Source organism: Chitinophaga sp. H8 (genome assembly GCF_040567655.1).
GTDB classification, from domain to species: Bacteria; Bacteroidota; Bacteroidia; order Chitinophagales; family Chitinophagaceae; genus Chitinophaga; species Chitinophaga defluvii.
Map to the genome: position 1 here is coordinate 1,552,976 of NZ_JBEXAC010000002.1, position 12,920 is coordinate 1,565,895.

Annotated in this window: 11 protein-coding genes; 4 read left to right on the forward strand and 7 right to left on the reverse strand. The window is 42.6% G+C overall.

All coding sequences use genetic code 11. From position 1 onward, the window contains the following. Positions 1-63: 63 nt before the first annotated feature. Positions 64-1,140: an efflux RND transporter periplasmic adaptor subunit gene (locus tag ABR189_RS20200; RefSeq protein WP_354662286.1), complete on the reverse strand. Its 1,077-nt coding sequence runs from the start codon at positions 1,138-1,140 to the stop codon at positions 64-66. A 597-nt stretch (positions 1,141-1,737) separates the two neighbouring features. Between ABR189_RS20200 and ABR189_RS20205 the strand changes: the two genes are divergently transcribed. From ABR189_RS20205 to rnc, 3 genes are read left to right on the forward strand one after another with little or no spacing between them, the layout of a single operon-like run. Further along, a complete protein-coding gene (locus ABR189_RS20205; protein ID WP_012788038.1) occupies positions 1,738-1,974 on the forward strand; it encodes an acyl carrier protein in 237 nt (78 codons plus the stop codon). A 23-nt stretch (positions 1,975-1,997) separates the two neighbouring features. After that, a complete protein-coding gene (gene fabF / locus ABR189_RS20210; protein ID WP_354662287.1) occupies positions 1,998-3,251 on the forward strand; it encodes a beta-ketoacyl-ACP synthase II in 1,254 nt (417 codons plus the stop codon). A gap of 4 nt (positions 3,252-3,255) precedes the next feature. After that, positions 3,256-3,984, forward strand: a complete 729-nt coding sequence (gene rnc, locus ABR189_RS20215; protein WP_354662288.1) for a ribonuclease III — start codon at positions 3,256-3,258, stop codon at positions 3,982-3,984. Between the two features lie 6 nt (positions 3,985-3,990). Here the strand turns inward: rnc and ABR189_RS20220 are convergent, their stop codons facing one another. From ABR189_RS20220 to ABR189_RS20240, 5 genes are all read right to left on the reverse strand, one after another. After that, complete coding sequence (locus ABR189_RS20220; protein ID WP_354662289.1) at positions 3,991-4,443, reverse strand: ester cyclase; 453 nt, start codon at positions 4,441-4,443, stop codon at positions 3,991-3,993. A gap of 11 nt (positions 4,444-4,454) precedes the next feature. Then, positions 4,455-5,075, reverse strand: a complete 621-nt coding sequence (locus tag ABR189_RS20225) for a GyrI-like domain-containing protein (protein ID WP_354662290.1) — start codon at positions 5,073-5,075, stop codon at positions 4,455-4,457. Between the two features lie 68 nt (positions 5,076-5,143). Continuing rightward, positions 5,144-5,386, reverse strand: a complete 243-nt coding sequence (locus tag ABR189_RS20230; protein WP_354662291.1) for a VOC family protein — start codon at positions 5,384-5,386, stop codon at positions 5,144-5,146. Between the two features lie 30 nt (positions 5,387-5,416). After that, positions 5,417-6,445: a DJ-1/PfpI family protein gene (locus tag ABR189_RS20235; protein ID WP_354662292.1), complete on the reverse strand. Its 1,029-nt coding sequence runs from the start codon at positions 6,443-6,445 to the stop codon at positions 5,417-5,419. Positions 6,446-6,563: 118 nt separating this feature from the next. Then, complete coding sequence (locus ABR189_RS20240; RefSeq protein WP_354662293.1) at positions 6,564-7,520, reverse strand: helix-turn-helix transcriptional regulator; 957 nt, start codon at positions 7,518-7,520, stop codon at positions 6,564-6,566. Positions 7,521-8,947: 1,427 nt separating this feature from the next. Here ABR189_RS20240 and ABR189_RS20245 point away from each other — a divergent pair. After that, a complete protein-coding gene (locus ABR189_RS20245; protein ID WP_354662294.1) occupies positions 8,948-10,993 on the forward strand; it encodes an ATP-binding response regulator in 2,046 nt (681 codons plus the stop codon). An 81-nt stretch (positions 10,994-11,074) separates the two neighbouring features. Here ABR189_RS20245 and ABR189_RS20250 read toward each other — a convergent pair whose 3' ends face one another. Beyond that, positions 11,075-12,913, reverse strand: coding sequence for a RagB/SusD family nutrient uptake outer membrane protein (locus tag ABR189_RS20250; RefSeq protein ID WP_354662295.1), 1,839 nt, complete (start codon positions 12,911-12,913; stop codon positions 11,075-11,077). Between the last annotated feature and the right edge of the window lie 7 nt (positions 12,914-12,920).

The window sequence follows — 12,920 nt, forward strand, 5'->3', positions numbered from 1 at the left end:
GCCGGTATAACAAGTGATCCGGAACCAGATAGTACGGTTACAGGTACAGCTCCTGGCAGCCGTTTAGTTCACCGAATTGTATTTCAGGATCATACCGGGTTTAAGTTGCATGATACCGGTAGTGATAACGGTATCACCTACATTTAAGCCGGAAGTGATCTGTACATTGGTTTCGTTACGGATCCCTGTTTCCACGATTACAAATTTGGCTTTACCCTGGTTGGCGATAATGACTTTTTTATCGCGGGTACCGGGGATGACTGCCTGAGTAGGAATCATGATAGCATCCGGCATATCCTTTAAGGTGATGACTACTTTGGCAAAGGACCCTGGAAACAGTTTGTTGCCGGAATTGGGCACAATGGCCCTTATTTTCACCGTTCTGGTAGCCAGGTCAATTTTAGGATCGATGGCATAGATACTGCCTTTGTAATCATTTTTGTCACCAGATACCTTAAAGGTCACCTGGTCGTGCAGTTTAATCACATTGCGGTATTTTTCGGGTACAGCGAAGTCTATTTTCAGCGGATCGATCTGCTGGAGGGTGGTCAGCACTACGGTTGGAGAGATGATGGCCCCTTCACTCACATTACGCAGGCCCAGTTTTCCGCTGAAGGGCGCGCGCAGTTCGGTTTTTTGCAGTTGTGTTTGCGTGTATTCCATATCTGCACCGTATGCACTCACCTGATTGCGGGTTACGTCTACATCCTGCTGGCTGATACCGTTTATTTTAAGGAGGTTTTCCTGTCTTTCGAGGGTGGTTTTAGCCAATTGCTGCTGAAGTTTGAGCTTTTGCAGCTGTGCTTTCAGGTCTTCGTCATAAATTTTAACGAGGAGGGTACCTTTGGCAACGTTGGTACCTTCTTTAAAGTAGAGGTGGGTAATACGGCCGGATATTTCGGCTTTTACTTCCACTTCTTCATTACTCTGGAGGGTACCACTGGCTTCGATGACTTCGTCCAGTGGGGCACTTTTCACTATAAAGGCATCTGCCAGCACTGATTTAGGGCCAGGGGCACTTTGAGGTGCAGGCGCCTGGGCTTTTTTACCGCCGGCTACCTTTTTATACACCAGGAAGATAACAATAGCTGCTACTGCCAATATAACTAGTGTCCATAATGTCTTTTTACTGCTGGCCATGTTGTTGATTAATTATAATTAAGTACGGTTTTACGGATGTTATAAGCTTTCAGGTGATACGTCCCGGGTTTTGGCAGGGCCGTTTTATCATTTACTGTTCAGTGCAGTTGTTAGTGATGAGCTTTAAGAGGAATTGGCCCGAAGCTTGTGTATCCTGATTTAAAGTTCAAAGCTCAAAAGCTTACATATGCAATTGTAAAGTAACTTTCTATTCCATAAGCAGGGCAAATTTAGTAAATGCGGGAGGTGGATGTGCGGTTATAGTGTTAATTAGCGTTAAGGGGGTACACCAGTGGTGAAAAAGGCTGTTAAATGGTTTATTTCGGTGTTGTAGCATTTTATACCCTGATTTTACTACCTTTCCACCCAAATTAAGAGATTTGGCTGACAAGGGTGTTGATTTTTTCCATTTATTAGCTTAAGGGAGGTGAAATGGTGGGGTAAGATGCTTTGTTAACAATATTAAAATAGCTTACGGGTACTGTGTTTGGCGGGATTAGCAGGTGAGAACACCTGTTAAAATTTCGCCATGCTGTTGGCAATTCAATAAAAATTATATTTTTGCAGTCAAGTTTTAAACCAAAAACACTTAAAATTATGTCAGACATTGCATCAAGAGTTAAAAAGATCATCATTGACAAATTGGGCGTTGACGAAGCCGAGGTAACTCCTGAAGCCAGCTTTACCAACGACTTAGGCGCTGACTCTTTGGATACGGTAGAACTGATTATGGAATTTGAAAAAGAATTCAACATCTCTATTCCCGACGAACAAGCTGAAACTATTACCACTGTTGGCCAGGCAGTAGCTTACCTGGAAGAACATGTAAAATAATCCTACTAATCAGAATTGTTTTAATGCAACCAAGACGAGTAGTCGTTACAGGTTTAGGCGCTCTTACACCGGTCGGCAATTCCGCACAGGATTACTGGCAGGGATTGACGAACGGTGTATCTGGCGCAGATTTCATCAAACAATTTGACGCTTCCAAGTTCAAAACCCGTTTTGCTTGTGAACTGAAGAATTTTGATCCAACTAACTACCTGGACAAAAAGGAGGCCCGTAAAATGGACCCCTTTACGCAAACCGCTGTTATCGCTTCCGATGAGGCTATACTGCATGCCGGTATAGACAAAAATACGATCAATGCTGATCGTGTGGGAGTGATATGGGGTACAGGCGTGGGTGGTATGATCAACTTCAGTAACGAGCTGAAAGATTTTTATAAAGGAGACGGAACCCCGAGGTTCAGTCCTTTTTTGATTACCCGGCTGATATTAGATATAGCGGCAGGGTATATTTCTATGCGTAATGGATTCCGCGGGCCTAATTTTTCTGTGGTATCTGCCTGTGCATCTGCTACCAATGCTATTATTGAGGCGATGTACAATATCCGCTATGGCAAAGCAGACATGATCATTACCGGAGGTTCGGAAAATGTGATCAATGAGCCTTGCGTAGGAGGATTTAACGCTATGAAAGCCTTATCAGAACGGAATGATGATCCTAAAACGGCTTCACGTCCTTTCGACCTTGACAGAGATGGCTTTGTGATGGGAGAAGGAGCGGCGGCTATCGTGCTGGAATCCTATGAGCACGCTACAGCCCGGGGAGCAAACATTCTGGTAGAGCTGGCAGGTGGTGGTGCTACCGCTGACGCACATCATATTACGGCCCCCCATCCGGAGGGATTAGGTGCCATGAATGTGATGCGGCAGGCATTACTGGATGCCGGTTTACAAACAGATGATATTGACTACATCAATGTGCATGGTACATCCACGCCATTGGGTGATGTGGCCGAGGTAAGGGCCATTCAGCATGTTTTTGGTGAACATGCTTATAAACTGAACATCAGCTCCACCAAATCCATGACGGGGCATTTATTGGGTGCTGCCGGGGCCATAGAGTCTGTTGCAGTTATTATGTCTATTATGAACGGCATAGTTCCTCCTACAATTAACCATTTTACGGATGATCCTCAGCTTGACCCAAAATTAAACTTTACCTTTAACACCGCACAACAAAGAGAGGTAAGAGCTGCTTTAACCAATACTTTTGGTTTTGGTGGCCATAACGCTTCTGTTATTTTCAAAAAATTTGTTCCTTGATTGTGTGAAATTACTGCCAGGTTTTTTATATCGTTTCGTATCCAAAAAAAGGCAACTATACAAAGACCTTTACAATTTACTGGGGTTTGCGCCTGGTAACTTCTCTTTGTATGAAGTAGCCCTGAGCCACCGTTCCAGCAAGGAGAAATTCCTGGAAAGCAATGAACGGCTGGAATACCTGGGTGATGCCATCCTGGGCGCCATTGTGGGAGATTACCTCTTTAAAAAATACCCCTATAAAACAGAAGGTTATTTAACTGAAATGCGGTCTAAGATCGTAAACCGGCAACAGCTGAATGATATTGCCATTAAAATGGGCCTTCGCAAACTGACGATCTACGATAAATACAACAGCTTTCTCAAAATAAGCCAGATATTCGGCAACACACTGGAAGCACTGGTAGGTGCTGTATACCTGGACCGGGGCTATAACAGAACACAGCAATTTGTATATAAGCGCATTATCCTGCCTTATATAGATATGGAGCTACTGGAAAGTGTGGAAATGAACCACAAGAACAAACTTTATGGATGGGCCAATAAAAACGGCAAAGTACTGGAGTTTGAATTGCTGGAAGAGCAAATGGATAATGGCCGCCGCATCTTTACAGTAGGTGCTGTAGTAGATGGCCAGTTGATTTGCAGTGGTAAAGCCTTCAATAAAAAAGATGCCAGTCAGATTGCTGCTTCTCAGGCTATTGAAATCCTTGGCCTTGGAGAAGGTAAGGAATAGGTCAGCCTACCTGTTGTAATGATGCCTTTCGTGGATAATCTTCCCGTTTTTCCACCGCTGTACAGATACCTGATTTAGTTTCAGATGACCAAACTTCTTATGGTCAAATTCATAATACCATTCTATTACGGACACATCATCACTTATGATGACATTTTTCACGGTAGCATGGTGATGTGAGGTGGTATTAAAGAACTGTTCCACCTCTGCCCTATGTGCTGCCAGCCCTATTGTCGGGGCATCTTCATTTTCATGTTTTACCAGGTTTTCATCATAAAACTGGTCCAGCGCGTCGCTGTATTTAAATGCTTTTAGTAAAGCGATATATTCCTCCACAAGAGATGGCAATGCCTGCATGTTTGTTGCGTTTTTAGGGTGAGCGAATTTCTTTCCCAGGATAAAAGGGCTGCTCCTGGGTTGTAACAGGTACACGATTTTGAATTTTGCATTGGAGCTCATGGTATACGATTTTACTTTACCGGCTGCCGCAGAATAGTTTTCATTTTCTCCGGTGCTGCTTTTCTGGGATCGGATAAGTAGATTTCATGGTGCCGTCCGGTTGCGGTCAGTCCCTGCTGTTCAATAAAATCATGCATCAATCCTAAGGTAAATGCTTCTGTGGCATATGGACCTGTATGCATGACCTGTACACATTTTCCTTCTTCCCATTGTTCAATGGTTACTTCCTGTAGCAGGTCCATTTTTTTCTTTTCAATGGCTTTGGCGATTGCTTCCCTGAAATGGGTATCGGTAACATAGGCAGGCATGCGTATCATTACTTCCCATCGCCATTCGCTTTTAGGGATACTTTGCGGATTGATGATACCATGCTGCCACCAGCGTTCATCCTCCACCCACCAAAGGCCTTCCAGCTTGCAAACGGTAAAATCCCGGCTCTGTAGCTTGCAAAGGTTTTTAATGCCATAAGCAGTGGTGTACAAAGCCTGGACCCGCTCTTCAAAAGGCTTTTCATTGGGATCGCCTTGTCCGGGGATCTTAATAAAAGTGCCCTTTGCCACCGTAAGTAATTGTGGTATCGGAGCAGCAGTATAGTAGCTTTTCAGTGATTTTGTGAGATCGGTCTTTTCCATACTAAACAGTGTGATATTTCCTGCCAGCAATATGCCGGCAGGTGTATAAAGAACATAAAGTGGTTTATCTAATCTTTAATGCAGTCTGTGATCTTAATGATATTGCCGGCAGGGTCTTTCAACTCTGCAGCCCATCCTGTAGTGATCTTATAAGGAGGTTTGGTAAAGTGGATCCCTTTAGCCAACCATACCTGGTAGCTTTTCTTTACATTTTCTACTTCCAGATGTAAGGAAGGCTGATCGGTGGCTTTCCCATATTCCAGCGAAAGTCCCAGTACTAACAACCATGGCAATACGATATGCGTTTTCATGCGTAATCATTGAGCTAAATGATGTTATTACTACAAAATGCCTATCTGTATATTGGTAATATTGGCATCCGGATTTTCGAAGTCGCAGTGAATGTATTGTTCCCGGTTGCTTCCGGACATCTGGACTCCCGCTGTCATAATCCCGTTGATCAACTGGTGATATGTCTGACCCATATTTGCCCAGGCCCCAGGATGTTGTATACTTACACAGTTAAAGGCAGGCAGTGTACGGCAGCCATAAGGTGCAGGTACTTCCTTTACAGTAGTTACAGGCACACCAATTTCGAGGGTAAAGATATTGCCTGGTTGCCCGGTTACATTATGATAATGCCAGTGTTGAGGACCTACGATTTCGAGGTCGTTGGCAATCGCTTCCCGGAATATATCCCGTGCTACGGTACGTATCAGTGGAACCAGTCCTGCAAAGTCGGTCTGATAGCTGCGGTAGAAGAAGTTCATAGGAGGTACTGTCTGTATCTGGGGAGCTCCTTCTTTCAGGAAAAATTGCAACCAGAAAGTCAGTTTTTCATTCTGCAGCAGCTGTAATTCTTCCAGGATAGCTTTGGTAAATGCTACCATAGCGGTACCTGGTGCGGTGATAATATGCTGATCGGTAACACTGGGAGCAGCGATGTAGTTAGGTGCACCTTTATACTCAGGGAGCAGCATTTTTAACAGCCCCAGGTCATTACTGGTATGTTTGACATTATCCAGAAAACCATGTTCGGCCAGGAAAACAGTAGCCCCACAGATGGCAGCCAGTGGTTTTTGTGCCTGGATATGTGACTTTACAAGAGGTAATATCTCTTTGTTGGCCCCCTTTTCCATCGGTTCTCCACCAGGAAGGAGCAGCAGGTCATGCGCACCAGGGCGTACATCAGCAAGTGCCAGCTGGGGTTGAATCCGGATACCACCTCCGGAAGTAACTGGCTGGCCATCTACAGAAAAGGTAATGACTTTTACCGTTGTGAAAGTGGTAAGGGCATAAGTAATCAGGGCAGGCTCCCAGTCGGAGTACTCATTATAAACAAACAAATAACAATTGATATTCTCTTTCATATACCGGATTTAAGGGTGAAACTGATTCTTAATACAAAGAAACGAGGGGGTAGTGACAGCCCTATGTCAGTAGTATGGAAGCGTAATTTTTTTTGTCAATTTTATGAAATACAGGAGATTACAGATAGTGATCCCTTAGTTCAGCAGCCAGTTGCTGCATATGGGTTTTGAGTTCGGCAGGATATACTATTTCCACGTTATTGCCCCACATGAGCAGCCATTTGCCAAAACTTTCCACGGAGCCCTGGAGAAAGCTCATCACCACTTTACCATCTATTACCTCTTCTGATACATGGCCGAAGTAGAATTTCTGTTCGTTGAAATATTTTACCTTATCGGGATGGAAAGCTAGTTTGATCAATTGTGTTTTTTCATGAGCGGCTTCTGTTTTCGCGATATAGTCCTGTAGGCTGAGGTGTTTACTTTTATCAAAGGTAGCTGTCTGCAGGGAGGTTTTTTTGATACGGTCTACCCGGAAATCGCGGTAATCCTTCCGTAGTTTACACCAGGCAATCAGATGCCAGTTGCCTCCTGAGTGAAAAATTCCTACTGGTTCCACCTCTCTTTTGGTGACTTCTTCCCGGTGATAGGAGAAATACTCCATTTGCATCAATCGTTGGCCAGCCAGTGCCTGTTGGATATCGCTCAGGAAGCGGTCTGGAAATTCTTCTGCATATGGAGGGCGATAGCGCCGGATCACGGCAATATTTTCTTCGAGCGATTCCAGGAAGTCTTTCTCCGTACCCCGGAGAACAGACCGTATTTTATGCATGGCATTGCTGAACAGCTTTTTATTGGACTGGTCACTGAATTGCTCCATCAGCTTTTCACCGGTCAGGAGGGCGGCAGCCTCTTCTTTGCTGAACATAACCGGAGGCAAGTGATAGCCTTCTACAATGTAGTAACCAGTACCAGCTTCTGCACCTATCGGCACCCCTGCCTCCTGCAAAGCCTTAACATCGCGGTAAACGGTACGCAGGCTGATATTGAACCTGTCTGCTACTTCAGCGGCCTTTACAATTTTTTTGCTTTGCAAATGGATGAGAATGGCGGTAAGCCTGTCAATGCGATTCATATTAATGCCGGTTTCGGGTGATAGGCACTGCAAATATGGGTAAGATTAGTGGCACTCCTACTATTTTTTTCAGGAAAAAACAGGAAACGGTGCTCAAAGTAAAGCTGGTGATGAGGCAAACAATAGTGATATTTATATTTGCAACCGATTGGTTTATAAAATAATAGAAAAAAATCTTTAACCACATTAAACTTAACGCCTTAAAAGTTGTCTATGTAAGTAGAAAAAATCTTGAGGATCCTGTAAAGTGTTGATTTTTAATAGTGAAGGAGTACAGTGATTCGGTAAGTTTTTATAAAAATGCTACAGTACAGAATATAGGTTAAATGGTAAGCCCCTGCAATTTTTTGCGGGGGCCTGTTTTTTTATGCAAGTATGTTGTTTCCGGCTATATTCTTTTACCAGCGGAGTATCAGGTTAACAACCGCTTAACGCTAAAGCCCCCAAAACTGCATTAACTTAATAGCGAATCATAGCAGGGAAGAAATACTTAGTACCATTTTGTTGCTGAAAAAAGGCTTGGGATAAAAGGAATGCTTTTGTGGCACTGCCTTTTGTGAATTGTTCGAATTGTGGATAATTAAATTCCGTTGCGTTAACGTTTGATTAGCAAATTGAAATGTAGAATCACATTATCTTCGGTTTGAAAGGTTAATGAAATGATAATAAACTAAGGAGCCTTCTCCGGATATTAGTGTTACACTGCCTGAGTAAATAGTTATAGCCTGGATTTTATCAGTACTTACTTATAAATCTGTCTTCATCTTATCCAATCCATTTAGTATTCACTTTTCTATAAAATATTTTACAGCGTTAAGGATCAAGGGAATCAAAAATCAAAAATTGTTGTGTCTTTAATGGTTAACATGGGTAAAAGAGCTTGATTTTTATCTGGCTCTTTTTTTATGTGTAAGCTGGAATAAAACAAGCCGTTAACAAGTCATTAACAAATATGGCATCCCGAAATACTATTTTGAGCAACAAATCGATAAACGTAGTGCATTAATGGGTAACTTTAAAGAGCCTGCTTTTTATCAGGCTCTTTTGTTTTTTATACCCCTGTCAACGCTTTATGAAACCTATTATTTCCAATCAGGGGTGTTTGTTTTCAAAACAGTAACCCGTAGTCAGTAAGATTATTTTTTAACTCACAGGCGCCTACGAAAATATTTTATTGATAAAATGGACAAATTGTGTTGCGTTATTATTTTCAATAAAATGATATTTTTATCTATTTGAAATGGTGGTTGACCACCCAGTTTTATAGAGAGATATTTTTTTACATAACTCCCGCACATATTAGTTTCCAACGCTTTTTTTTCCTATTTTCGATACACTTTCCATGTGTATGAGACAGGTGATAATGGCCTGATTTATTAACTGTGTTTTTATCAGTATTTATTATTACCCCACTGATATTGTCATTCATGAAAATAGCCTGGTTAAATACCATACAGGAAACAGGGATTACCGCAGATACGCAAACTGCTGTGGCGCGGCAGGTTAGGATTGTTAATATCTTTAGTTTTTTTACTTCCTGTCTGGTAACACTCTATGGTGTTGTATTTTATTTCATTAGTAAAGAGCCCTGGATATTATATCCGGCATTATTACTGTGTGTGGGTTTTCTCTTTGTCATTTTTGTATTAAACGGGCACCAGAAGTTTAGTAGTGCCAAATTGTTGCTGCAACTTGTATTCTGTACAGTGATCCTTTATTATGGCCCTATATTGGGAGAGGCTACAGAAGTGCAGTTATTGGGTTTATTATTGATAGCAGTTCCCTTGTTGATCTGTAACAGCGAGGAATATTATCTGCGCATAGTTTGTCTTGCCCTGCCGGTTGTCAGTTTATTATTGCTGGAATTGAATAACCGCTATGGGGTAGTTTTACCTTTTCCACTTACAGCTGAGGTACAATATATTTTCCGTTGGCTGATCATGGGGGTAGTATTGCTGCTGAATGCATTGATTATTGGTTTTTACCAGTCTAATATAGCTTCTCTTCTTAATGTGGTGAGTGAACGTAATGATACCCTGGAGCAGCAAAAGGTTGCCATATCGGAACAGAAACAGCAGCTGGACCAAATGAATACTAAACTGGAAGAGTATAATAAGGAGTTGGAAAGAGAGGTGCTGGAGCGTACGGCAATTATTGTTAAGAAATCAATGGAGCTGGAACTGACGCTTAGCAGTATTAATAATAAGAATGTACAGTTGCGCTTCAAGGAAGAAGAGCTGCAAAGAAATGTAGCGATATTAAAGGATGCCCAGCTGGCATTGTTGAAAGCAAAAGATGCAGCAGAAAAAGCGAATAATGCTAAGACCGTTTTTTTACGGGATATCAGCCATGAGATAAGAAATCCGCTGAATGCCTTATTGGGGATTATTCATGTGCTCCGCAAAGAACAGACCCAGCAGGGCAGTACATTATCCGGCGAGAAGAAGCTGTTGGAAAGTATGCATAGCATAGGCCTCGGCTTGCTGGAAATGGTGAATAACAACCTGGAGATGTCCCGTATAGAAGCAGGTAAGAATGAAGAGATCATTTTACTGGCTTTTTCCCTGCCTGATTGGCTGAATGAGGTGACGGATATCTATAAGGTGGTAGGAGAAGTAAAATCAGTAAAGGTGCAGCTGACTATGGAAGAAGGATTACCTGCCCGTATTGTGGGCGATCGTCCGCATATGACGCAGGTATTAAACAATCTTATTTCTAATGCGATTAAATTTTCGCCCAGAAATGAGACGGTGCAATTACATTGTTATTGCGAGCAAGATGGAGCTGCAGGAGATGCCCGCTTATATTTGAGCGTCACGGATCAGGGAGAAGGGATTCCGGACAATAAACTGGACCTGATCTTTGAACCATTTGAACAGGCTAATAAGATGGTATTTTATCAGCATGGAGGTACCGGATTGGGGTTGTCTATTTCCCGAAGGCTGGTAGTAAGCATGGGGGGCTCCATTACCGTGAAAAACGGAGCGGATAGGGGAACCACTTTCCTCGTAGCATTGCCATTACAGATCAGTCATGATAAAGTACGGGAAAACGGGAAGAAGGTTACCTCAAACAAAGCATTGGCTGTTCCACCTGATAAAAAGGTGTTGATCATGGAAGATAATGAAATGAATCTGGTGATGATGAGTCGGTTTATAAGCGGAATGGGGATTGAGGTGTATGAGGCTGATAATGGTCTTGATGGCCTTGCACTTGCGCATACATTATTACCAGATCTGATCATCATGGACATGCAAATGCCGGGCATGCATGGTAAAGAGGTGATAAAAAGGATCCGGAATACACCGGTATTACAGGACATACCTGTAATTGTTGTATCTGCAGATGCATTTACCGACCAGCAGCATGAGGGGTATCATAACGGGGTGGATGAGTATCTCGTAAAGCCGATTGCTTATTCGCGTTTACAGGAAATTGTTACACAGTATTTACTGCTTGCAGCTCATCACTAAAAAGGGACTGGCTAAAACCCTCATGGAAAGAGGGCCTTAGCCAGTCCCATCACATTGGATGAAGGGGCCGGAATGATTATGCTAATAAGCCGGATTCTGCAATAATTTATTATTTCTGTTTATTTCATCGCGCATAATAGGCATGAAATACATTTTATCTAACCATTTACGGGTTTCTGCTGCTAATACTACCGGCAGATAAGTGTAATCATACAGGTTAGTATCATATCTGTAAATAGAAGCTGTTTTCCCTGCTTTTAGTTTGGCCGTAATCACAATACCATTGAGTGGTCTTCCGATCGTTTCCGGAGCAGTCATCCAACGTCTTACATCATAAAACCGGTGATCTTCAAAAGCCATTTCAATATGCCGTTCCTGCTGATACCTTGCCTTTAATGCATTTCCTGACACTGTAATGTCGGGCATGGCTGCACGTGCACGAATTTTATTTAACCAGGTACGGGCCTCCGGATCTTCTCCCAGCTCAATACAAGCTTCTATGTAATTAAATACAATTTCAGTATAACGGAAAAAAGGATAGGGTACCTGCTGATTAAAATATTGTGCATCCACAGCAGGATCGATGAATTTTTTCAGATAATATCCTGTAAAAGTGCCATTCCAGTCTTCAATAGGGCTGGAACGTGTATCCAGGCCTTTAACAGGTACTACTTTGTTGCTGGCATCAGTTACTTCATAGGTACCGGTTTGTACCTGATTAGCAGGGTCCTTTGCCGTAACATCACTGGGCCTTTTACGCCAGTTAGCCCCATCATATAAAATGGTCGCATAAAAACGGGGGTCTCTGTTTTGGTAGGGGGCTGCTTTATGAGCAGGATTACTCCAGCTGAAAGGGGTGCCATCGTTCATTTCATAATCATCTATCATGCTTTGAATAGGCACATTACCTGCCCAGTTATGATATCCGTTCAGGCCATTGAACTTTCCTATCTGTCCTCCGTCTTCGCTTTTTTCATTAACAAAATACCGGGAAAAGATAGTTTCTGTATTGTCTTTCAGAAACATATTCTGGTAGTTCTCCGCAGCTTCGGTCTGAGAGCCGGGAGAGGGACTTTGAATACTGTAACGGCTTAGGTTCATCACAGCTTTAGCTGCATTTTTAGCTTTTAACCAGCGTGCTTTCCTGTCGCCGCTTACATAGCCCAGCAACTCGGGATGGCCATAACCTGCAATATCAGTAGATTTGGCTTTAGCAGTAGGTACATCATGAAGATCGCTGGCAGCATATAGCAGTATTCTTGACTTTAAGGCAAGCGCAGCACCTTCAGTGGTACGTCCCTTTATTTCCTGTTTACCTTTCAGATAGTATGCTGCACTATCGCAATCCTTTTCGATAAAAGCAACACATTCTTCAAAGGTATTCCTGGCTACGGTATAATCGGATTCACCTAATGCATAGGTTTGGGTGATTAATGGCACACCTCCGAAAGCACGTACCAGCTGATGATAGAAGTAGCCCCGTAGAAAGAATGCTTCTCCTTTCAGGCGATCCTTAAGTGCTGCATTATCGAATGGTGTTTGATCAATGTTTAAAAAGAAAACATTACAGGCCCTGATCCTTTTGTACATCTGGTCCCATTTGAACTGACTGCGTTCTGTTACGAATGCACCATCTGTAGCGCTGATACTTGACTCCACCATTTTATTCATATTATAACCATGAATAAACATAGATTCATCTGTAGCAGAGGAGAGCATTACTTCTGTGAATCCACCATTTCCCAACCCATTATATATTTCATTTAAAAAAGCCTCTGCAAGATTGGCATCTTTCCATACATCGATACCCGGCACCTCACTGAGTGGCTTTGTATTCAGGAAGTCGGTATTGCATGCAGTAAAAGTTACGCCACAAAGCAATGATATTCCTATTGATATATTTTTGAGTGTATACTTCATAACTGTA